Annotated in this window: 21 protein-coding genes; 11 read left to right on the plus strand and 10 right to left on the minus strand. The window is 68.9% G+C overall.

What is annotated here, in order from left to right:
* Positions 1 to 9 precede the first annotated feature (9 nt).
* The gene (locus ACWEGE_RS12800; RefSeq protein WP_449660568.1) at positions 10 to 1,038 is read left to right on the plus strand and encodes a glycoside hydrolase family 76 protein; all 1,029 of its coding nucleotides are present in this window, start codon (positions 10 to 12) and stop codon (positions 1,036 to 1,038) included.
* On the opposite strand, the gene ACWEGE_RS12805 is transcribed toward ACWEGE_RS12800, so the two are convergent.
* The 4 genes from ACWEGE_RS12805 to ACWEGE_RS12820 form a co-directional block, all read right to left on the minus strand.
* A complete protein-coding gene (locus ACWEGE_RS12805; RefSeq protein ID WP_449660569.1) occupies positions 1,003 to 1,545 on the minus strand; it encodes a GNAT family N-acetyltransferase in 543 nt (180 codons plus the stop codon). The genes ACWEGE_RS12800 and ACWEGE_RS12805 overlap by 36 nt on opposite strands.
* The gene (locus tag ACWEGE_RS12810; protein ID WP_449660570.1) at positions 1,542 to 5,168 is read right to left on the minus strand and encodes an NACHT and WD repeat domain-containing protein; all 3,627 of its coding nucleotides are present in this window, start codon (positions 5,166 to 5,168) and stop codon (positions 1,542 to 1,544) included. The genes ACWEGE_RS12805 and ACWEGE_RS12810 overlap by 4 nt, the downstream gene beginning before the upstream one ends.
* On the minus strand, positions 5,158 to 6,024 hold the full coding sequence (locus tag ACWEGE_RS12815; protein ID WP_449660571.1) for a LacI family DNA-binding transcriptional regulator: 867 nt from the start codon (positions 6,022 to 6,024) through the stop codon (positions 5,158 to 5,160). Before ACWEGE_RS12815 ends, ACWEGE_RS12810 begins: the two co-directional genes overlap by 11 nt.
* Positions 6,025 to 6,094: 70 nt before the next feature.
* Positions 6,095 to 7,132 (minus strand): LacI family DNA-binding transcriptional regulator, encoded by a 1,038-nt coding sequence (locus ACWEGE_RS12820; RefSeq protein ID WP_449660572.1) that lies wholly within the window; start codon positions 7,130 to 7,132, stop codon positions 6,095 to 6,097.
* Positions 7,133 to 7,236: 104 nt separating this feature from the next.
* Here ACWEGE_RS12820 and ACWEGE_RS12825 point away from each other — a divergent pair, with 104 nt between their 5' ends.
* The 8 genes from ACWEGE_RS12825 to ACWEGE_RS12860 all read left to right on the plus strand — a co-directional run bounded on the left by ACWEGE_RS12825 (position 7,237) and on the right by ACWEGE_RS12860 (position 13,915).
* On the plus strand, positions 7,237 to 8,253 hold the full coding sequence (locus tag ACWEGE_RS12825; RefSeq protein WP_449660573.1) for a substrate-binding domain-containing protein: 1,017 nt from the start codon (positions 7,237 to 7,239) through the stop codon (positions 8,251 to 8,253).
* Positions 8,250 to 9,245 carry an ABC transporter permease gene (locus ACWEGE_RS12830; RefSeq protein WP_449660574.1) on the plus strand — a complete coding sequence of 332 codons (996 nt, stop codon included), beginning with the start codon at positions 8,250 to 8,252 and terminating at the stop codon, positions 9,243 to 9,245. The genes ACWEGE_RS12825 and ACWEGE_RS12830 overlap by 4 nt, the downstream gene beginning before the upstream one ends.
* Positions 9,242 to 10,051, plus strand: a complete 810-nt coding sequence (locus ACWEGE_RS12835; RefSeq protein WP_449660575.1) for an ATP-binding cassette domain-containing protein — start codon at positions 9,242 to 9,244, stop codon at positions 10,049 to 10,051. The genes ACWEGE_RS12830 and ACWEGE_RS12835 overlap by 4 nt, the downstream gene beginning before the upstream one ends.
* On the plus strand, positions 10,048 to 10,881 hold the full coding sequence (locus ACWEGE_RS12840; RefSeq protein WP_449660576.1) for a PfkB family carbohydrate kinase: 834 nt from the start codon (positions 10,048 to 10,050) through the stop codon (positions 10,879 to 10,881). Before ACWEGE_RS12835 ends, ACWEGE_RS12840 begins: the two co-directional genes overlap by 4 nt.
* On the plus strand, positions 10,878 to 11,513 hold the full coding sequence (locus ACWEGE_RS12845; RefSeq protein WP_003091744.1) for a nucleoside/nucleotide kinase family protein: 636 nt from the start codon (positions 10,878 to 10,880) through the stop codon (positions 11,511 to 11,513). Before ACWEGE_RS12840 ends, ACWEGE_RS12845 begins: the two co-directional genes overlap by 4 nt.
* Positions 11,510 to 12,250 (plus strand): SDR family oxidoreductase, encoded by a 741-nt coding sequence (locus ACWEGE_RS12850; RefSeq protein ID WP_449660577.1) that lies wholly within the window; start codon positions 11,510 to 11,512, stop codon positions 12,248 to 12,250. Before ACWEGE_RS12845 ends, ACWEGE_RS12850 begins: the two co-directional genes overlap by 4 nt.
* Positions 12,251 to 12,319: 69 nt before the next feature.
* Positions 12,320 to 13,321 (plus strand): isopenicillin N synthase family dioxygenase, encoded by a 1,002-nt coding sequence (locus tag ACWEGE_RS12855; protein WP_449660578.1) that lies wholly within the window; start codon positions 12,320 to 12,322, stop codon positions 13,319 to 13,321.
* Between the two features lie 180 nt (positions 13,322 to 13,501).
* On the plus strand, positions 13,502 to 13,915 hold the full coding sequence (locus tag ACWEGE_RS12860; RefSeq protein ID WP_449660579.1) for a VOC family protein: 414 nt from the start codon (positions 13,502 to 13,504) through the stop codon (positions 13,913 to 13,915).
* 3 nt (positions 13,916 to 13,918) lie between these two features.
* Here the strand turns inward: ACWEGE_RS12860 and ACWEGE_RS12865 are convergent, their stop codons facing one another.
* The 4 genes from ACWEGE_RS12865 to ACWEGE_RS12880 all read right to left on the minus strand — a co-directional run bounded on the left by ACWEGE_RS12865 (position 13,919) and on the right by ACWEGE_RS12880 (position 18,642).
* A complete protein-coding gene (locus ACWEGE_RS12865; protein ID WP_449660580.1) occupies positions 13,919 to 14,587 on the minus strand; it encodes a DedA family protein in 669 nt (222 codons plus the stop codon).
* Between the two features lie 130 nt (positions 14,588 to 14,717).
* Positions 14,718 to 15,539: a YceI family protein gene (locus ACWEGE_RS12870; RefSeq protein WP_449660581.1), complete on the minus strand. Its 822-nt coding sequence runs from the start codon at positions 15,537 to 15,539 to the stop codon at positions 14,718 to 14,720.
* The gene (locus tag ACWEGE_RS12875; protein WP_449660582.1) at positions 15,536 to 18,115 is read right to left on the minus strand and encodes an MFS transporter; all 2,580 of its coding nucleotides are present in this window, start codon (positions 18,113 to 18,115) and stop codon (positions 15,536 to 15,538) included. The genes ACWEGE_RS12870 and ACWEGE_RS12875 overlap by 4 nt, the downstream gene beginning before the upstream one ends.
* On the minus strand, positions 18,112 to 18,642 hold the full coding sequence (locus tag ACWEGE_RS12880) for a MarR family winged helix-turn-helix transcriptional regulator (RefSeq protein ID WP_449660583.1): 531 nt from the start codon (positions 18,640 to 18,642) through the stop codon (positions 18,112 to 18,114). Before ACWEGE_RS12880 ends, ACWEGE_RS12875 begins: the two co-directional genes overlap by 4 nt.
* A 186-nt stretch (positions 18,643 to 18,828) precedes the next feature.
* Here ACWEGE_RS12880 and ACWEGE_RS12885 point away from each other — a divergent pair, with 186 nt between their 5' ends.
* Both ACWEGE_RS12885 and ACWEGE_RS12890 read left to right on the plus strand, forming a co-directional pair.
* Entirely contained in the window at positions 18,829 to 19,254 is a 426-nt protein-coding gene (locus tag ACWEGE_RS12885; protein ID WP_449660584.1) for a PPOX class F420-dependent oxidoreductase, read from the plus strand.
* A 73-nt stretch (positions 19,255 to 19,327) separates the two neighbouring features.
* A complete protein-coding gene (locus ACWEGE_RS12890) occupies positions 19,328 to 20,719 on the plus strand; it encodes an FAD-binding oxidoreductase (RefSeq protein WP_449660585.1) in 1,392 nt (463 codons plus the stop codon).
* A gap of 79 nt (positions 20,720 to 20,798) precedes the next feature.
* On the opposite strand, the gene ACWEGE_RS12895 is transcribed toward ACWEGE_RS12890, so the two are convergent.
* Both ACWEGE_RS12895 and ACWEGE_RS12900 read right to left on the minus strand, forming a co-directional pair.
* Positions 20,799 to 21,500 (minus strand): DedA family protein, encoded by a 702-nt coding sequence (locus ACWEGE_RS12895; RefSeq protein WP_449660586.1) that lies wholly within the window; start codon positions 21,498 to 21,500, stop codon positions 20,799 to 20,801.
* 46 nt (positions 21,501 to 21,546) lie between these two features.
* Entirely contained in the window at positions 21,547 to 21,936 is a 390-nt protein-coding gene (locus ACWEGE_RS12900; protein WP_449660587.1) for a hypothetical protein, read from the minus strand.
* Positions 21,937 to 21,942 lie beyond the last annotated feature (6 nt).

Here is a 21,942-nt window from a genome sequence, read left to right on the forward strand (position 1 = left end):
GATTGCGCCATGGACGTCTCGGCCGCGGAACACGCGGTGATCTCGCGGCACCTGCGCCGGGTGTGGGCGCTGCCCGGCACGGTGCTGGGCCGCAGCCGCTGGCCGGCCTCGGTCGACCAGCGGCTGCACTGGCACTGGAACTACTGGTGGCAGGCCCACCTGCTGGACACCCTGGTCGACGCCCAGCTGCGCGCGCCTTCTGCCGGCCGGCTCGCCTTGATCCGGTCCTTCGTACGGTCGGTGCGGCTGCGCAATTTCGGTCGCTGGACGAACGACTACTACGACGACATCGCGTGGCTCGGCCTGGCGCTGCAACGGGTTTCCCCGCTGGGCATCGACGTGGGCCCGGCGGTGGCGGCGATCGACACCCAGCTGCTGTCCGGCTGGACCCCGGCGACCGGCGGCGGCATCTGGTGGCGCCGCGGCGACGACTTCAAGAACGCCCCGGCCAACGGCCCGGCGGCGATCTTCCACGCCCGGTCCGGCAATCTCACCCGGGCCCGCGAGATGACGTCGTGGCTGACGTCCACTTTGGTCGACCCGGCGTCCGGTCTGGTCTGGGACGGGATCCGCGCGGACACCGGCGAGCTGGTGAAGCACATTTACACGTACTGCCAAGGGGTGTACCTCGGCGCCTGCCTCGAATTGTCCTCAATGGACAATGCGGCTCGCACGGTCCGCGCGGTGGCGGAGCACTGCACGCCGGGAGGCGTGATCCGCGGCCAAGGAGGCGGCGACGGCGGGCTGTTCGCGGCCATCCTGGCCCGCTACCTGGCCCTGGCGGCGCGCGCCCTTCCCGGCCCGGAGGCTTCGACGGCCCGGTCACTGGTGCTGACGTCGGCGGAGGCGTGCTGGTCGGGTGCCGCGGAAGCACCGGAGGGGCCGCTGTTCAGCGCGTACTGGGACCGCCCGGCACCGTGGCCGTTGCCGGAGGACGCCCCGGAGCGCGACCTGTCGGTGCAGGTTGGCGGCTGGATGCTCCTGGAAGCCGCGGCGACGCTGTCACCAGAGGTCGCCGGCCCGCCAGTCGGCGGTTAGGCCGCCGTCGAGGTCGAGGGGTGTCCGGCCCGGGAACACGTACACCCCGCCGTCCTCGTCTTCGGTGCGGCGGACGCCGTCCGGTGTCAACGCGGACGTCGGGCCGCGCCACTGCTGCCAGCCCCGGCCCATGTACAAGGGGGCCCCGGCCCGGCTCGCACTCAGCGCCCCGACCTCGTACCCGGGCAGCAGTTCCTCGACCGCCGCCATCAACGCGCTCGCCACCCCGCGCCGCCGGTGGTCCGGGCGCACCGCGACGCCCTCGACGTAACCAGTGTTGAGCACAACATCGCCGTGCAGGAGCCGGCGCTGCACGAGGGAGGCGTGGCCGATCAGCTCGGCGCCGTTGAAGGTGAGCGCGTGCATGCCGCCCAGGGTGTTCTCCCAGCCGGGGAGGTCGAAGTCGCGGAACGCGCCTTCGAGCAGAGCCCGCACGGCGAGCAGGTCAGCGGCCGACAGCTGGGCGGTGTGCGCGAGTCGGATCGCCCCGCCATTCTCCGGCCTCATGGCAGGCCGGCGCGCTGCCGGTCGTGCTTCGTGAGGGCCTGGACGACCCCAGCCTTTGCGATGAGTTCCTGTGCGTCCTCGGGCAGCGACCAATCGTAGATCACATTGGTCACCATGCTCGCGGCGCTCAATTGCTTGCCATCTTCGGACCACGTTATCTGTGGTTTACGCCCCGGCCCGTCCAGGGCGACGAGGCACTCGCCGGTCGAGCCGTTCCACAGTCTTATTTCGCCCTCACTGTCCGCGCTTGTCAAGTATCGGCCATCCGGTGACCAGTCGAGTTGCTCGACTTCGCTTCCGTGGCCGATGCAGGTGCACACAGTATCGCCCGATTTCCAGTCGAGAACACGGATCTGAAAGTCTCCTCTCGACGCAGCTATGACATGAGGAGCCGCTGCTGACCAGCACATGGCCGTAGCCTTGCCGGTCCAGTGGATCGTAGACCTCGTCTCGCCGGAGTTGATCGACCAGATGGCGATCGAGTCGGCTTGTTCGATGATTCCGGCCAGTAGTGTCCCATCCGGCGACCACGCCAGGGGCCCGCTCTGCCCGCCTTCGCCCTTCATCGCCTTTGTGGTCTTGTCTCGCCAGTCCCAGACGATTACGCGATTTTCTTCTCGTTGCCAGAAGTCGTGACTGGCGATTGCCAGGTATTTTCCGTCGGGTGACCACGTGGCGTGATCCGCCCAGTCCGGCCTTACCTCCAGAGTGGCTAGTGGCTCCGCGGCGCCTGGTTTCCAGATGCTCACCTTGCCGCTACTTTCGGTGGCAATATGAGAACCGCCAGGCGAGTATGAAAGTACACTTCGAGCCGTCATTTGTGGCCATTTGGTGAGGTCTTTCGTTTCTGGGCCGCAGACATACCAGTGCTTCGGATTGAGAAACCTGACTGTTGATCTACCGGTCCTCGGCTGCCAGGCGGAATTGAACACGGGGCCGCCGACGGTGTAGTGAGCCTGATCGTTTTCAAGATCCCACAGTAAAATCCGGCGCTCGCAGTAAAAGGCCAGGTACCGACCATGACTGGACCATCTCAATGTGGCGTCAACTTCGGTGCTCGTTTCGCGGCTTCTGATTGTGGAGAGCCTGTCGGTGTCCCAGATCTCGACTCTCCTTCCTTTGGGGTGTGCACCTGAAAGTACGGCTAGTTGATGCCCGTCAGGTGACCATTCGATCGATTTGACGCCAGTTGCCTCTCGTCTGACGATCAATTCTCCTTCGGATGTATATATCTCTACTATCTGTTTCTTCGGTTCCAGTGTACTTTGCGACTCGCTTATATTGATTATGACACACAGTCGTTGGCCGTCCGGGGCCCAGTGGGCCCCTTCCAGATCTGCGCGGGTGCTGAATTCGTAAAGTATCTCACCATCGTGGTCGTCGACGATGGTAACCTTGCCTTTGTCGACGAAGGCAAGACTCTTTCCGTCTGGTGACCACGAGGGCGGTGTGGCGGCCGGCATGGAGATGTCGTGTTGCCTGATTTTGCCTTCCTCGCGATCCCTGACCTTCCAAATGGTCGTGGTCCTTCCGGCCTGCTTAAGTAGTTTGGATCCATCGTCAGACCATCGGAAACTTGGAAGGTAGTCCGAAGCTCCCTTGGAGCGGGCGATGAACCGAAATCCTTCGACTTGCCAGAGAGAGGTGCGACCGTTTTCTTCTTTCAAGAGAAGACTTTCGCCGTTCGGCGATAGTTCCGCTTCGGTGAAGCCGACGGGGATGTTGACGAATTTCAGCAACTTCCCGCTCGGGTCCCAAGTGCAACCAGTGCCGTCTTTCGCGATGCTCAGCAACGTTTCCCCGTCTGCGTGCCAAGCCATTGTGCACAGGGAACCCACGTGGCCCATTGCCAGCCGGGTGATCCTGGGATCTTCGACCATGCCCCAGAGAGTCAACAAGGCTGAAGATCCGGGGACGGTTTCCGTTACGGTTGCTACTGCGACCGCGAGAGCGAGGTCTGCGTCATGGTTGCGAAGTTGCTGGGCGTACGCGGCAGCGCGGGCGGAACGCTGTTCCAGCTCCAATTGCTCCATCGCGCGAGATGCGCTGACGAATTCTGCAATCGACTCCGAGACTTCTTCAAGTTCTTCGGCTTCTTTCAGAGCTTGCCCACGTAGAAGGTCATCCGATCCTGCGCCGGGTGTCCAGTCGTGGGCGCGTTGCTCGAGCACTGCGTACCAGCGCAGCTCGCGTTCGTTGGCCTCCACCAGATCCCGCAGTTTGTGCCACTGTCGAATCAACGCGTCGTGGGCCAGTTCGAAAGCGGATCCGCTCTGCACGTCGATGATCAGGCGTGCAGCCCGAAACTCTTCCACGACCCGACGCCCTGTCTCGCCGAGCCGGTCGGCGGATATCGGGCGCCGGATTGCTTCCCGGCCGTTCCACTGGACGAACTTGAGCAGAGTCCGGTCGATTTCATCGGTGCGATGAACGGTCGCCAGTTCGCGATAGATTTCATCGGCGTGAGCGGCGATAGCGCCCGCGACACGACCCGAACTTTCGTACGACTCGAAAGTGATCACGTTCTCGTTGTCTCGGCCCTCGTAGAGTCGTTCCAGGAGATAGCCGAGGAGGGGTAGTGCGTCGCCGATGGTGGCCTCGGCGACCATCTGATCGACCAAGCCGGGCTCGAAGTCCGCGCCTGCCGCCCTAGCAGGGCCCTCGATCGCTTGCCGTATCAGCCGAGGCTCTAGGCCTGCGATCGGGTACGGGGCCCCGAACAGCCCTGAAAGCTCAGGGTTCGACAAATCGGCGAGCACTTCAGGTCGCATGGCGGCGATGACATGCACCGCCGGGTGCTTGGCGAGGACGCAGTGCATCAATCGTCCGAACAGTTCGCGGTCGCCGGCTGTGGTGAGCCCGTTCAGCTCCTCCCACTGGTCGATCACGATCAGCACGCGACTCCTGCTGCCCTGTGCGGCCAGCAAGTGTGAACTGAGCTCACTGTGGCCAGGTGCTTCTCCCCGGAATACCGCCCTTGCTTCATCGCGCAACAACCGAGCTGCCCGGCTGATTCGTTGTTGTCGATGTGGGTCTTCCGAATCGGCGGTCAGCGCGTTCATGAAGGCGAGAAACGGGTCTGCCCCCGGAGAAAACGGTCCGACTACTCGCCAGTTTCTCGGTAGCCTGGGCACGATTCCCGCCTGAATCAGTGATGTCTTGCCGCTTCCCGAGGGACCGACGAGCGGGATGAAGCGGCTCCGCGGGTCACTGCCACCCTGCTTCAGGCGGTTGGCTAGCTCGCGAACATCTCCGTCTCGTCCGAAGAACACCATCGCTCGCTCGTCCGTGAACGACGCGAGGCCGGGATACGGGTTTTCCGCCTTGCGCCAGATCACCAGTCGACTTCGACGTCGGCGGCTCAGAAGTTCGAACGCCACGACCACGATGATCGTGAACGGCAACCAGAACTTCGCATAGTCGGCGACGAGTCTCAACGGCGGCCACCAGTTTTCTGGCGACGACGTGATGAGATTCGTGCCGAAGCCGAAAACGATGCCGAGGATAAGCGCGCTCAGGTCGAGAACGTGTCTTGAGGGTCTGTTCGAAGTCAGTTGCCCACCCCCGCCTGCCGTCCGAGCGAACCGCAGCTCCAGGCGGGATTCTACCGTTTCAACAGCCACACGAAGCGCCGTGCAGGAACTTCGGTGTCAGCCACACCGACTCCGGCGGCCGGTCCGGGTCCGCCATGCGGGACATCAGTAGCTGCACCGCCCGCCGGCCCAGGTCGGCGATCGGCTGGACCAGGGTGGTCACCGCCGGGCTCACGCGGCGGGCCCAGTCCATGTCGCCGTAGCCCACCACCGCCAGCTCGGAGCCGATCCGGATGCCGCGGCGGTGGGCCTCGTACTGGACGCCCACCAGCATCGACTCGTCCGCCACCACCAAGGCCGTCGGGGACGGCCAGCCGTCCAGGAGCTTGGCCGTCGCGCGGGCGGCGCCGCCCGACGTCGACAGCCCGCACTCCACCAGCTCGCGGTTGAAGCGCAGACCCGCCTGCTCCAGCCCGAGCCGGTAGCCGCGGACGCGCTCCCGGCTGACCTCCATGCTGTCGTCGCCCGAGATCAGGCCGATCTTCCGGTGGCGGCGGTCGGTCAGGTGCCGGACCAGCGACGCCACCGCGTGCACGTTCTCCGTGCCGACCTGGTCGACGTCGTTGCGCGCGGCCACCCGGTCCACCAGCACCGTCGGCACGCCCATCCGCACCAGGCCGTTGATCACCGCTTCGTCGCCGGCCGAAGGCACCAGCAGCACGCCGTCCACCAGGTCCGCGCGCAACGCGCGCACCACTTCGGCTTCTTCGTCCGCGGTGTTCGCGGTGTCCGCCAGCACGACGTCGCAGCCCGCCTGCGCCGCGGCCGCCCTGATCGCGCGCAGCAGCTCGCCGGAGTACGGGTGCGCGTGCACACCCATCGCGACGCCGATCCGGTAGGTGACCGGGGGGTCCCACAACCGGAGGTCCGGCGATAGTGCGGTCATAAAGCCCTCGCAGACGCTCAGCCGAAAGGTATCCGCTGAACGGCCGGGCGGAGGTATCAGGAACCCAGATTCACTGAAGTGAGTGAACCGGTGGGCAGCCGCACGACTCGCGGTGACGCAGAGTGGGTGCCAGCCGCACCGTTTCGGCCTTGCGGGACGGGTCGTTGATCCGGGCCAGCAGCAGCCGCACCGCCTGCCGGCCGATCTCCTCGATCGGCTGCGCCATCGTGGTCAGCGGCGGGTCGACCAGGTCCGCCCACTCGACGTCGTCGTAGACCACCACCGGCAGGTCGCGCCCGATCCGCAGCCCGCGCCGCCGCGCCTCGTGCAGCACGCCGACTATCATGCTGTCGTTCCCGACCACCAGCGCGGTCGGCGGATCGGGCAGCGCGAGCAGGGTGCTCAACGCCAGCACGCCGCCCTCGCGCGAGGAGTTTCCGCAGGCCACGAGGTCGGACGCCCAGGTCAGCCCGGACCGGCCGAGCCCCAGCCGGTACCCGAGCACGCGCTCTTCGCTGGTCGACAGGCCGGGCACGCCGCTGATCATCCCGATCCGCCGGTGCCCGAGCGTGGCCAGGTGCGCGGTGAGCGCCGACGTCGCCTGGATGTTCTCCGACCCGACCTGGTCGACGTCGGTGCGGGTGGCCAGCCGGTCGATCAGCACTGTCGGCACGTCGAGGGACACCAGCTCGCTGATCACCGGGCCGTCGCCCGGTGCCGGGGTGATGAGCAGGCCGTCGACGCGACGGGAGCGCAGCGCCCGCACGGTGTCACGCTCCGTGTCCGCCGCGTCGTGCGTGTCGGCCAGCAGGACGGTGTAGCCGTGCGCGGAGGCCTCCCGCTCGATCGCCTGCATCAGCGTCGCGAAGTACGGGTTCGCCACCAGCGAGATCGCCATCCCGATCGACCGCGTGCCGCCGGTGACCAGCGAACGCGCGATGGCGTCACCGGTGTAGCCGGTCGTCTCGATCGCCCGCAGCACCGCCGCCTTGGTGTCCTCGGCGACCGCGCGCGTCCCGTTCACGACGTGCGAAACGGTCGTGATCGACACGCCCGCGAGCTCGGCGATGTCCCGCTGGGTCGGCCGCGAAGACTTCGATTGGGGCATACCCATCCTTTCCGGCAAGCGTTTGCGCAAACGCTTGCGCGTAGGGAGCAGTCTGTCTACCTTCCCGACCATCGGCAAGCCCTCGATCACAAAGGGTGGAATCCATGAGACACCGAAGTCTCACCGCAGTCGTGCTGGCCGCCGTCCTCGCCGGGACGACCGGGTGCACGGTCGAGCGCCACTGGGGCGGCAACACCAACACGGCCGGGAGCGGCAAGGCGAAGGTCGGCCTGGTCACCAAGACCGACACCAACCCGTACTTCGTGGAGCTCCGCAACGCCGCCAGAGCGGCCGCGCAGGCCAACGGCGCCGACTTCAGCGCGCTCGCCGGCCAGTTCGACGGCGACAACGACGGCCAGGTCCGCGCCATCGAGAACCTCCGCCAGCAGGGCGCGAACACGATCCTGATCACGCCCAGCTCGTCCACCGGCGTGCTCAAGGCGATCAAGGACGCCCGCGACGCCGGGGTGCTGGTGATCGCCCTCGACACCGCCACCGAGCCGGCCGACGCCGTCGACGCCACCTTCGCCACCGACAACTTCGCGGCCGGCGAGCAGCAGGGCGCCTACGTCAAGGCCGCGCTGGCCGGCACCCCGCCCAAGCTGCTCATGGTCGACGGCACCGCGGGCAGCACGGTCGACACCCAGCGCCACGGCGGCTTCCTCAAGGGCATCGGGCTGACCGACGGCTCGCCGGAGATCAAGGGCCACACCGCGGCCAACGGCGACCAGAGCCTCGCCCAGCAGGGCATGGAGAACCTGCTGCAGCGCAGCACCGACATCAACGCGGTCTACTCGATGAACGAGCCGATGGGCCGCGGCGCGTACGCGGCGCTGAAGGCGCGTGGGCTCACCGGGCAGATCGTCATGGGCTCGATCGACGGCGGCTGCGAAGGCGTCCAGAACGTCAAGGACGGCCAGTTCGCCGCCACCGTCATGCAGTTCCCGAAGAAGATGGCCGAGCAGGGGGTGCTCGCCGCCGTCGAGTACGCCAAGACCGGCAAGAAGCCGTCCGGGTTCGTGAACACCGGGTCCGCCGTGATCACCGACAAGCCACTGCCCGGCATCGAGAGCCACGACTCGGCCTGGGGCCTGCAGAACTGCTGGGGAGGCAAGAAATGACGACCGCCACGGCAGTCTCCACCAAGGAACGCGAGTCCCTCGGCGAGTTCCTCCTCCGCGCCCCCGCGGTCGGCCCGGCGCTCGCGCTGGTCGTCGCGATCGTGGTGTTCTCGCTGGCCACCGACACCTTCTTCGACCTCGACAACCTGTCGACGGTGGTCCAGCAGTCGCTGGTTGTCGGGACGCTCGCGCTGGGCCAGACGCTCGTCATCCTCATCGCGGGCATCGACCTGTCCAACGCGGCCTCGATGGTCGTCGCGACGCTGATCATGGCGAAGCTCGCCGCGGCCGGGACCAACGGCTTCGTCGCGCTGCTCGCCGGGGTGGTGCTGACGATCATCGTCGGCATCTTCATCGGCGGCCTCGCGACCCGGATCAAGCTGCCGGCGTTCATCATCACGCTCGGCACGTTCACCATGCTCACCGCGGTGTCGAAGCTGATCGCCGGCGGCCAGGCCGTGCCGGTGACCGACGGGCTGCTGCAGTGGCTCGGCACCAAGCGCTACCTCTTCGGCGGCATCCCGATCACCTACGGCATGACGCTGGCGCTGCTGATGTACCTCGGCGTCTGGTACGCCCTCACGAAAACCGCGTGGGGCAAGCACGTCTACGCGGTCGGCAACGCGCCGGAGTCCGCGCGGCTGTCCGGCATCAAGGTCAACCGCACGGTGCTGTCGGTCTACATCGTGGCCGGGCTGACCTTCGGCATCGCGGCCTGGCAGGCGCTGGGCCGGACGCCGAACGCCGACCCGAACCAGTTCCAGCTCGGCAACCTCGACTCGATCACCGCGGTCGTCCTCGGCGGGACGAGCCTCTTCGGCGGCCGCGGCTCGGTGCTCGGCACGCTGATGGGCGCGCTGGTCGTGGCGGTGCTGCGGTCGGGCCTGACGCAGATGAACGTCGACGGCAACTACCAGGACCTCGCCACCGGCGCCCTGCTGATCGCCGCCGTCGTGGTGGACCGGATCGCGAGGAGGCAGCAGCAGTCATGACCGAACCGATCCTCCAGGCCCGTGGCCTGGTCAAGCGCTACGGCCGGGTGACCGCCATCGACGGCGCCGACTTCGACCTGCTGCCCGGCGAAGTGCTCGCCGTGGTCGGCGACAACGGCGCCGGGAAGTCCTCGCTCATCAAAGCTCTTTCGGGCGCGGTGATCCCCGACGAAGGTGAGATCAAAGTGGACGGTCGGACCGTCCACTTCAAGTCCCCTTTGGACGCCCGACACTACGGGATCGAGACGGTGTACCAGGACCTCGCCGTCGCCCCCGCGCTCGACATCGCGTCGAACATGTTCCTCGGGCGCGAGAAGCGCTTGAAGGGGCCGTTCGGGCTGTTCCGCAAACTGGACACCGCCACCATGCGGTCGGAGGCGCAGCGGATCCTCGACGAGCTGGGCATCAACATCAAGTCGATTACCCAGCCCGTCGAGACGCTTTCCGGTGGTCAGCGCCAGGGTGTGGCGGTGGCCAGGGCGGCCGCGTTCGGCACCAAGGCCGTGATCATGGACGAGCCCACCGCCGCCCTCGGCGTCGCGGAGTCGGGCAAGGTGCTCGACCTCATCGGCCGGATCCGCGACCGCGGCCTGCCGGTGGTCCTGATCAGCCACAACATGCCGCACGTCTTCGACATCGCCGACCGCATCCACGTGCACCGCCTCGGCAAGCGCGTCGCGGTCGTCTCGCCGAAGACGCACACGATGAACCAGGTCGTCGGCCTGCTCACGGGTGCGCTGCGGCTCAACGAGAACGGCGAAGTGGAAGAAGCGGCCGCGGCGACCCACGTGGCCGGCTTGAAATGAAGGTGCTGCTGGCGGGCTTGTGCACCGTGGACGTCGTCCAGCGGGTCGAGGAGCTTCCGGCGCCGGGCGAGAAGGTGCAGTCGCTGCGGGTGGACGTCGCGGCCGGCGGGCCCGCGGCGAACGCCGCGGTGACGGCGGCCGCGCTCGGCGCCGAGGCGACCCTGCTGACCGTCCTCGGTGCGCACCCGCTGGCGGCGCTCGCCCGCGCCGACCTCGAAGCCCACGGCGTCCGGCTGATCGACCTCGACCCGGGCCGGAGCGATCCGCCGCCGGTCAGCGCGGCCGCGGTCCGCGACCGCGACGGCGAGCGCACGGTCGTCTCGCGCAACGCGGCCGGCTCCGAAGCCACCTGGACCGGCACGGTCGACGCGGACGTGGTGCTCGTCGACGGCCACTACCCGAACCTCGCGCTGGCGGTCGCCCGCGCGGCCGGGGACGTCCCGGTCGTGCTCGACGCCGGCAGCTGGAAACCGGTGCTCGACGAACTGCTGCCCCTGGTCGACGTGGCCGCCTGCTCCGCCCACTTCACCGCCCCGGGACCCGGCCTGCACGAGCGCGGCGTCCCCACCGTGATCACCACCGCGGGACCGCACCCGGTGCGCTGGTCCACTGCGGACGGCGGCTCGGGTGAGGTGCCTGTTCCCCCGGTGGAAGCGCGAGACACACTAGGGGCGGGCGACGTCTGGCACGGCGCGCTCGCCGTGGCCGTGGCGCGCGAACGGACGGTGACGGACCGGATCCGCTTCGCCAACGAGGTGGCCGCCGAACGGGTGCGGCAGGTGGGACCGCGGTCGTGGACGACCGCGATCGCAGGAAGGAACAGGACATGACGGCGTTCGACGACCTGCTGGCCAGGGCCGAGGGGCTGACCGTGCGCGGGAAGCGCAACGTGCTCGGCATCATCGGCTCGCCCGCGTCCGGCAAGACCACGCTCGCCTGGGCGCTGGCCAACGCCCTCGGCTCGCGCGCGGCGGTGGTCGGCATGGACGGTTTCCACCTCGCGCAGGTCGAGCTGCGCCGGCTGGGCCGCACCGAGCGCAAGGGCGCCCCGGACACGTTCGACGCCGCGGGCTACTACCACCTGATCCGCCGCTTGGCCGAAGGCCGCGAAACGGTGTACGCGCCGGAGTTCCGCCGCGAGATCGAGGAGCCGATCGCCGGGGCGGTGGCGGTGCCGCCGGAGGTCCAGCTGGTCATCACCGAGGGCAACTATCTGCTGCTCCCGGACGACCCGTGGAGCGCGATCCGCCCGCTGCTCACCGAAGCCTGGTTCCTGGCACCGGACGAGCCGGAGCGCATCGAGCGGCTCGTGTCCCGCCACCGCCGCTACGGCCGTTCGCTGGTCGAGGCCCGGCAGCGCGCGCTCGGCTCGGACCAGCGCAACGCCGACCTGATCTCGCAGACCCGTGACCGCGCGGACCTGGTGCTGGAGAACCTGCCGCTGGCGAACTTCGCGATTTGACCCTCATCGTCACCGGCGGCAGCCGGGGGATCGGGGCGGCGATCTGCACGCTGGCCGCCGCGCGCGGGTACGACGTCGTCGTCAACTACTCCGGTGATCCCGCCCCCGCCGAAGCCGTTGCTTCGCAGGTGCGCGCCGCGGGACAGCAGGCGCTGGCCTTCCGCGCGGACGTCTCCCGCGAGGACGACGTCCGTGCGCTGTTCGACGCGGCGGCGGCGCTGGGGCCGGTCACCGGCCTGGTCAACAACGCCGCGATCGTCGGCAACACGCCGGGGCGGCTCGAGGACTACGCGGTCGACGTCGTCCGGCGCACCCTCGACGTGAACGTCACCGGGGTGTTCCTGTGCTGCCGCGAGGCGGTCCGGCGGATGTCCACCCGGCACGGCGGCGACGGCGGCGCGATCGTCAACATCTCTTCGACGGCCGCGCGCACCGGCTCGGCCGGGGAGTGGGTGCACTACGCCGCGTCGAAGGCCGCCGTCGACACGCTGACCTTCGGGCTCGCCCAGGAGGTGGCGGCGGAGGGGATCCGCGTCAACGCCGTGCGGCCGGGCATGGTCCACACCGGCCTGCACGCGGCCGCGGGCCTGCCGGACCGGATGGCCAAGTACGCACCGCAGATTCCGCTGCGCCGGGCCGGGCAGCCCGCGGAAATCGCGGAATCGGTGTTGTTCCTGCTTTCGGAGGCGTCTTCGTTCACGACCGGCGCGGTGCTCGACGTCGGCGGCGGCCGCTGATCCTTGTGAACCGGCATTTCCCGGCTTTCGTGTGGTGAGCGTTCAATACCGCGCGAAAGGTGAACAACAATGCGTACGTTCGAGCTGCCCGATTCCGTGAGCGGGGCGACAGTCGACCGGATACTCGGCAGACAGCTGGTCCGGAGCTGGGAGGACGACGGGATCTTCCAGGTCGCCGCCACGCCCGAGCAGGCCCGCGTCACCGGCGAAGCGCTCGCCGAAAGCCGGCGGTTCTTCGCGAGATCCCTGCCGGAGAAAGCGAAGTTCGTCAGCGACCTGACCTACAGCGGCTACATCGCATCCGGCGAAGAAATGACCGCGGGCGAAGCCGACTACTCCGAAATCTTCACGGTTTGCCCGGACATCCCGCTCACCGACACCCGCGTGGCTGAGGGCTGGCCTTGCCACGGCCCGGTCCCGTGGCCGGACGAGGCGTACCGGACGGCGATGGAAGCCCACCTCCGTGAGGTCGGCGGGATCGGCGAGAAGCTCCTGCAGCTCGTCGCGCTCGGGCTCGGGGTGGAGATCGACCGGCTGACCCGGCTCACCCGGGACGGCTGGCACCACATGCGCGTGCTGCGGTTCCCGGCCCGTTCGGCGACGACCGAACGGGGGATCGGGGCGCACACCGACTACGGCCTGCTCGTGATCGCCGCGCAGGACGACGTCGGCGGGCTCTTCATCCGGCCGCCGGTGCCCGGTGAGCCGCGGCGCCGGAACTGGCTGCCGGAGGAGAGCACGGCCGGGATGTACCAGGACGACGAGCCGTGGCACTTCGTCGAACCCGAGCCTGCGGTGTTCACCGTGTTCCCCGGGGACATCCTGCAGTTCCTCACCGGCGGCCGTCTCCTGTCGACGCCGCACAAGGTCCGGCTCGCGGACCGGGAGCGGTACACGCTGGCGTACTTCCACGAGCCGTCCTTCGGCACCACCGTCCGCCCGCTGGCCGGCGGCGACGAGCGCATCCACTACGGGACGCACTTCACCAACATGTTCACCCGGTGCTATCCCGACCGGGTGACGACGAAGCGCATCCTCGCGGAGGGCCGGCTGCGGCTGCTCGAGCGGTGACCATCACCGGCGGTCACCAACCGTAAGACGGGCGTGACCGCCGGTAGGTTCCGTCCGCCTGCTGGGACGGCCGGAGACGGCGAGATCACGATCGGACGCGGACTTGGTCACTCGCGTTTCACCGATCGAACGCTGTGCAACTCTGGGGAGCCGCCACGAGAAAGGACGGCTTCGGAAGCCATGGCCAAACTCATGTCCGTGCACCACCTGGCGCTCACCGTGACCGACGTGGACCGCAGCGTGCCGTGGTACGTGCGCGTCCTCGACCTCGAGGAGGTCATCCGGCGCGAAGAGCCGGACACGGGGCTGCGCAAGGTCGTGCTGCGGTCCGCCGGGGACGAGTTCTCCGTGGTCCTGGTGCAGCACGCGGACACCGGGCGGCGCGGGTTCGACGAACGCCGGACCGGCCTGGACCACGTCGCCTTCCGGGTGCACACCGCCGCCGAGCTGGCCGAATGGGAGAGCCGGCTCCGGGAGTTCGGCGTCCACTACCAGGACGCGGCGCCGTCGCGCACGTTCGAAGGATCGCGGGTCGTCGTGTTCCGCGATCCGGACGGCATCCAGCTGGAGATCTGGGCGGACCCGGAGCTCTGAGGCTCAGGCCCGCGCGTCGTCCCGGTCGTCCACCGGGCGGCGCATCTCCTGGCGGTACCGCAGCACGCCGTAGCCGGTGCCGACCACGAAGAACGCGATGCTGGCCCACAGCGCCACCGTCTTGAGCCACGGCAGGGCGTCCAGCAGGCCCGCGCCGTAGTACCCCAGCAGCACCAGCGTCGGCACCCACAGCAGCCCGCCCAGCGCGGTCGCCGCCAGGAAGCGGCGCGGGTCCATCCGGGCCGCGCCCGCGATCAGCGGGGCCAGCGTGCGGATCCACGGGATCCAGCGGGCCGCCACGATCGCGAAGAAGCCCTTGCGGTCCAAGAACCGCTGCGCGCGCTCCAGGGCCTGCCGGTTCAGGACCTTGCCGTCGCGGCGGGCGATCAGCTTCGTCCCGCTCGTCCGGCCGATGTAGTAGCCGATCTGGTTGCCCAGGACCGCGACGATCAGCGCGGCCCCCGACAGGAACCACGCGTTGGCGTCCGAACCGTGCTGGGCCAGCACCACGCCCGCCCCGAACAGGAGCGAGTCACCGGGCAGGAACAGCCCGATGATCAGCGCGCACTCGACCAGCACGAAGCTCAGCACGATCACCCAGACGAGCAGCGGGCCGGCGGTGTCCAGCCAGCTCACGCCGACGCCCGCGGCCTCGATGCTCACGACGTTCACCCCGCGAGCCTACGTGGCCCGGGTGAACGGGCCGCGGCTAACGGTCAAATCGAGCTCCCCGGAAGTTTCACCTTTCACCAACGGTGAAGGCCCCCTCACCCAGCGGTGAGAGGGCCTTCCCGCGAAGCACTCAGAACTGCGGCAGGGTCTCGCCCTGCACCGCCTCGACGTCCAGCTCGATCTTGACCGTCGTGCCGACCGCCGCGACCCCGGCGCGGACCATCGCGCTGTAGTTGATCGCGAAGTCGTTCCGGTGCAGCGTCGTCTCGGCGTGGAACGCGACGCGCACGCCGCCCCACGGGTCCGGGCCCCAGCCGCCGTAGGTCAGCTCGAGCTCGACCTCGCGGCGCTCGCCGTGCAGCGTCAGCTCGCCCAGCAGCGTCCAGGAGTCCGCCCCGCGCTGCCGCAGCCCGGTGCTGGTGAACGTGATCACCGGGTGCACGTCGACGTCGAGGAAGTCCGGCGAGCGCAGGTGGTCGTCGCGCATCTTGATGCCGGTTTCGATGCTCGCCGCCTTGATCTCGGCGTGCACCGAGGACCGCTCGGCCGGGCGGCCGATCTCGATCCGGCCGGACACGTCCGGGAACCGCGCCTTGATGCTCGCGATGCCCAGGTGCCGCGCGGTCGCGACCACCGACGTGTGCATCGGGTCGATCACCCACGGCCCGGCGGGCGGCAGCTCGATCGCCTCGGCGACCGGGGCCAGCACGACGTCGCCGAGCACGCCACTGCCGTCCGAGGCGATCTGCGCCGTCCGCGCCACCGGGGTGTACCCGGCCGCCGTGACGACGGCGGTGTACACACCCGGTGCGAGCGCGTCGGTGACGACTTCCCCGCGGACGTCGGCCGCCTGGCGGGCGACCTGCCGCCCGGCCGGGTCGGTGACGGTGAGCACCGCGTGCTCCACCGCCCAGCCCTCGGCCGTGCGGAAGGTCGCGCGCAGACCGGTCATGACCGGTCGACCAGCTCGTCGAGGGCCTGGTCGTAGCTCAGCCGGACGTCGTGGCCCGCCTCGCCACCGGTCAGCTCCACCTGGCTGGTCGCCGGCGGGTAGCCGCTCGCGACCACGGTGTACGCGCCCGCGGGCAGGTCGCTGACCACGTACCGGCCTTCGCCGTCGGTCCGCGCGACCGCGGCCACGTTGCCTTCGGCGTCGAGCACAGTGATCCGCGCGTCCGGCACCACCCGGTCGCCCTCGGTCCGCGCGGTGCCGGACAGCAGCACCGAGCTGGCGAGTTCGACGTCGTGGCGCAGCACGCCGCTGTCGGGCACGGTCAGCGTCACCGCGAAGGGCCGGTAGCCCGCGCCGCTGGCGACCAGGGTGTACGCCCCGGCGCCGACCCCGACGAAGGCGTAGGTGCCGTCCGTGGTGGTGATGAACGCGCCGTTCACCTCACCGCGGCTGTCGGTCAGCGTCACCGTCACGTTCGGCAGCGGGTCCCCGGTCGCGGCCCGCACGGTGCCGGTCAGCTCGCCGGACCCGGTGAGCGTGACGTCGACCGTGGCCGGGCCGTTGCTGATCACGACGCTGGACGCCTGCGGCTGGTGGCCGTGCGCGGACACGATCAGCACGTACGCGCCCGGGCCCTGGCTCGGCACCGAGTAGCTGCCGTCGGCGGCCCCGGTGGCCCGCGCGACCTGGCGGCCGCGCTGGTCGATCAGGGTCAGCGCGGCGCCCGGCACGTGGCTGCCGTCCTGACGCCGGACGTGGCCGGTCACCGGCACGCCGCCCGCGCTCACCGGGGTGTCGAGCTCGCCCTGGCCGACGGAGTTCGTGATCGGCAGCGCACCGGAAACGGCCTGGTAGTCGCCGTGCCCGTTGGTGCTCAGCGCGTGCTTGCCGCCGCCGACCAGTGCCGGCTCGCGGTCCACCGGGCGGACCGGCTCGACGATCTCGGTGGGCTCGTCGGAGTGGTCTTCGAGCAGCGCTTCGCCGCCCTCCATGGCCGCCGCGGCCGGGGCCGCGTTGGTCAGCGGGATCTCCTTCATGAACAGCAGCACCAGCGTGGCCAGCAGGGCCACCGCGCCCGCGATGTAGAACACCGTGGTGATCGACTCGGTGAAGCCGATCAGCACCGGCGTCCGGATCGCCTCGGGCAGGCTCTGGATGCCGCTGGTGTTCTCCGACAGGTTGCCGATGCCCGCGCCGGCGCCGGGCGGCAGCTGCCCGCCGAACGCCTTCGTGATGTTGGGCAGCAGGGTGTTGAACAGGACGGTCAGGAAGATCGCGACACCCGCGGTACCACCGATCTGGCGGAAGAAGGTCGCCGACGCGGTCGAGACGCCCATGTCGCTGCGCGGGCCCGCGTTCTGCACCGCGATGATCAGCGTCTGCATGCACTGGCCGAGGCCGAGACCGATGATGGCGGCTGCCACCAGCGGGTGCCACAGCGCCGAGTCGTACTCGACCTGGGCGAAGAAGAACGCGCCGCCGGCGATCATGACGGTGCCGACGATCGGGAACACCTTGTAGCGTCCGGTCTTCCCGGTGATCCGGCCGGACACGATCGAGCTGAGCATGATGCCCGCCATCAGCGGCAGCATCAGCAGACCCGATTCGGTCGGGGTGTAGCCCTGCACGACCTGCATGAACTGCGGGATCATGGTGATCGCACCGAACATCGCGACACCGACGATGACACCGCCGATGATCGCCACGGTGAACGTCGAGTTCTTGAACAGCCGCAGCGGGATCAGCGCGGCGTCCTGCATCCACCGTTCGATCGCGATGAAGGCGATCACGCCGACGCCGCCGACGACGTAGCACCAGATGGCCTTCTGGTCGCCCCAGCCCCACTTCTGGCCCTGCTCGGCGACGATCAGGAACGGCACCACGGCGATGACCATGGCGAGCGCGCCCCACCAGTCGATCTTGTGGTCGTGCCGTTCGTGCGGCACGTTCAGCACCCTCGCCACCACGAACAGGGCGATGATGCCGATCGGGACGTTGATCAGGAAGACCCAGCGCCAGCCGTGGATCTCGTAGCCGAAGATGCTGCCCGCGTTGTCGATGCCCGCGAAGAAGCCGCCCAGCACCGGGCCGAGCACCGTGGACAGGCCGAACACGGCCAGGATGTAGCCCTGGTACTTGGCGCGCTCCCGCGGCGGCACGATGTCGCCGAGGATGGTCATGGCCAGCGACATCAGACCGCCGGCGCCGAGGCCCTGCACCGCGCGGAACGCGGCGAGCTGGTACATCGACTGCGCGAAGCTGGACGCCAGCGAGCCGATCACGAAGATGCTGATCGCGGCCAGGTAGAACGGCTTGCGGCCGTAGATGTCGGACAGCTTGCCGTAGATCGGCGTGACGATCGTCGAGGTGATCAGGTACGCCGTGGTCGCCCAGGCCTGCAGGTCGAACCCGTGCAGGTCGTTGGCGATCTTGACGATCGAGGTACCCACGATCGTCTGGTCGAGGGCGGCGAGGAACATGCCGCACATCAGGCCGCTCAGGATCGTGACGATCTGGCGGTGGCTCAGCCGTGGTGGTTCCTTCGCCACGGGTTGTTCGACGGTGGTGGTGCTCATGCGTTGGCCCCCTTGGCCGGTGCACCGGCGGACGCGTGCGCGTCGGCCAGCTGCGGAGAGTGGTTCTCGATACCCGTGTTGAGCCGGCCGAAGAGGCGGTTCAGGGTCTGGATGTCCCCGTCCGTCCAGTCCCCGAGCACCTCGGCCAGCCACTGGTTGCGCTGCTTGCGGTTCTCTTCGAACACCCGCATGCCCTCGGTCGTCGGCGCGAGCAGGCAGGCGCGCCCGTCTTCCGGGTCGGCCTGGCGCTCGACCAGGCCGTGCTGCACGAGCGAGCTCGACTGCCTGCTGATCGTGGAGATCTCGGAGTGGAGCGACTCGGCCAGCTTGCTGGTGCGCTGCGGGCCTTCGTGGATGAGGGTGAAGAGGATCGCGTACGCCGCCCGCTCGATGCCGTCCGGACCCTGCTTGGAGACCTGCGACTTCGCCTTGTTGATCAGGCGGACCAGGCGGACGAGCTCGTGTCCGAGCTGGTCGGCGAGGTCCAGCTCGGCCTTGGGCCGGGTGGCGGAGTTGTTCGGTGCCATGGTCATCCTTCACGGCGTTGGTTGGCGGCTGCAACTAGTTGCCTCAGGCAAGGATGTGCCTTCATCAGCGGTTGTGCAAGCGGAGTACCTCGGGTTGTGGCACAACACACTTTAGTTGTCGTATGCAAGCAGATTTGTCCGGGGTTGCGGCGGAACAAAGCGGCCGCGTGGTGGTTGGAACCGGGTATGACCGACGACACAGCGCTCAAGGACTTCCTGGCCGCCCGCCGCCACGGCGTCCTCGCCACGATCCGCCGCGACGGACGGCCGCAGCTGTCCACGATCACCTACCTGTACGACCCGGCGTCGGCGAAGTTCATCGCGTCGATCACCGAGACGAGGGCGAAGACGAAGAACATGCGCCGGGACCCGCGGGTGACGTTCCACGTGGGCAGCGAGGACGGCTGGAGCTACGTCGTCGCCGAGGGGCGCGCTTCGCTCACGGCGCCGGCCGCGGCGCCGGACGACGACACGGTGGAAGCGCTGGTCGGCTACTACCGCCGCGCGTCGGGCGAGCACCCGGACTGGGCCGAGTACCGCGAGGCCATGGTCAACGACCAGCGGGTGCTGCTGACGGTGCACGTCGAGAAGCTGCTGGGGCTGGTCCGCTGACGCACTGCTCCGTTACGGCTGGTTTCGAAAGAAGATTTCCGCACTGCGGACTCTCCGGGCTTACGATGAGGCCATGAGCAACGAAGCTTTGGTCACCCGGCTCCGGGACCTGCTCGGCAAGGGCGCCGTGCTCACCGACTCCGACGTCACGGCTTCCTACGCGCGCGACATGATGCCGCTGGCGCCGTCGGGCACGCCGCTCGCCGTGGTGCTGCCCGCGAACACCGAGCAGGTGCAGGCCGTCGTCAAGGCGTGCGCCGAGGCCAAGGTGCCGATCGTGCCGCGCGGGGCGGGCAGCGGCCTGTCCGGCGCCGCGAACGCCATCGACGGCTGCGTCACGCTGTCACTGACCAAGCTCAACGAGATCGTCGAGATCGACGCCGGCAACCGGCTGGCCGTGGTCCAGCCGGGCGTGGTCAACCTGGACTTCCGCAACGCGGTGGAGAAGCACGGGCTGTTCTACCCACCGGACCCGTCGAGCTACGACTGGTGCACGATCGGCGGGAACCTCTCCACCAACGCCGGCGGCCTCTGCTGCGTGAAGTACGGCGTGACCACGGACTCGGTGCTCGGCCTGGAGGTCGTCCTGGCCGACGGGTCGTTGCTGAAGACCGGTCGGCGCACGGTGAAGGGTGTCGCGGGCTACGACCTCGCGAGGCTGTTCGTCGGCAGCGAGGGCACCCTCGGCGTGATCACCCAGGCCACGGTCCAGCTCAAGCCGCTGCCCCAGGCCCCGGCGACGCTCGTCGCGGGCTTCAGCACCACCGAAGCGGCCGGGGAGGCCGTGGCCCGGGTGGTGCGCGAAGGTCTCGTGCCGTCGCTGCTGGAGATCATGGACGCTTCGTCGATCAAGGCGTCCGAGGCGTACCTGAAGACGGATCTCGGCGCGGGCTCGGACTGTCAGGCGCTGCTGCTGGGCCAGTCGGACGCGGGCGGCGAGGTCGCCCGCCGCGAGCTGGCGGCGCTGGAGCGGATCTGCGTCGACTGCGGGGCGGACCTGGCGTACACGACCGAGGACCTCGAGGAGGGCCGGATGCTCCTGCAGGCCCGCCGGGTCGTGCTGACGGCGCTGGAGACGTACGGGCTGTGGTTGACCGACGACGTGTGCGTGCCGCGGACGCGCATCGCCGAGCTGATCCGGGGCTGCGAAAAGATCAGTTCGGAGGTGGGCCTGCGGATCGCGGTGGTCGGCCACGCCGGCGACGGCAACATGCACCCGACGATCGTCTACCAGCCGGACGACCCGTCGGAGTTCGAGCGGGCGCAGCGGGCGTTCGACGAGATCCTCGAGGTGGGGCTGTCGTTGGGCGGGACGGTGACCGGGGAGCACGGGGTCGGGAAGATCAAGCGCGAGTGGCTGGCCCGGGAGATCGGGCCGGTGGGGCTGCGGGTGCACCAGCAGATCAAGCGGGCGCTGGACCCGGAGAACCTCTTCAACCCGGGCTCGATGTTCTCGATGACCTGAGCGCGCCCGCAGGGGTCCCCGCCCGGGGGACCCCTGCTTTCACGTTACCGCGAGGGTCCGACAGTTTTGGCCGGCCCGCTCAGTCCCTGATGCGCGGGATCCGCTGCGTGACATCCGGATCCGCGTCGGCGAGGGCCTTCTTCTCGCGCCGCGACTTCAAGTACTCCAGCCCGATCGGCACCACCGACACCAGGACGATCAGCACGAAGATCGCGTCCACGTTGTTCCGGATGAACGAGATGTTGCCCAGCAGCGAGCCGAGGATCGTGATGCCCGCGGCCCAGAGGATGCCGCCGATCACCGTGTACGTGAAGTAGCGCTTCGGGTCCATGCGGCCGATGCCCGCGATCCACGTGATGAACGTGCGGACGAACGGGACGAACCGGGCCAGCACGACCGCCTTCGGGCCGTGCTTCTCCAGGAATTCGTGCGTCTTGTCCACGTACTCGCGCTTGAAGAACTTCGAGTCCGGGCGGTTGAACAGCTTGGGCCCGACGAAGTAGCCGATGTAGTAGCCGACCACGTTGCCGAGCAGGGCCGCCGCCGTCACCAGGACGCAGACCAGCCACAACGGGGCGTTCAGGGTGCCGTTCGCGATGAACAGGCCCGCCGTGAACAGCAGGGAGTCACCGGGCAGCACCGGGAAGATGCTGCTCTCGATGAAGATGATCAGGCACAGCACCGCGATGACCGGTGTCGTCAGACCGCTCAGCAGGTGCTGCGGGTCCAGCCATGACGGCAGCAGGGACATCGTGTTGACCGTGCTCTGGGCGAGAATCACCCCAAAAACGGTACAGGGTCACCCTGAGTCGTTACTGAGACCCGCCTCAGACCAGCGTCAGCAGGCCCACCACGGACCCCGCGGCGAGCCCCAGCAGCACCGCCAGCATCAGGATCCAGTACGCCGGCAACTGCGCCGACGTCCGCACCGGTTCCGGGGGACGCGGGGCGAACGTCGTCGGCGCCTCCGCGTCCAGGGCCGCGCGCTCGCGCTCCAGCGAGTCCGCGCCGGCACCCGACAGCAGCCCGTACGCCGACGGCAGCTCGTTGATCGCGCTGGTCGGGACCGCATCGGTGACCGGCTCGGCCGGCGGGGCCGGCGAGACCGGGACCGAAGCCGCAGACGCCGTGGACGACGGCGAGACCTGCGGTGCGAAGACGGCTTGCGCGCGAAGGGCGTCCGCCAGCAGCTGCTCGGGGTCCTTCGGCTCGCTCATCTCCGC

It is taken from the genome of Amycolatopsis sp. NPDC004747 (assembly GCF_053601335.1).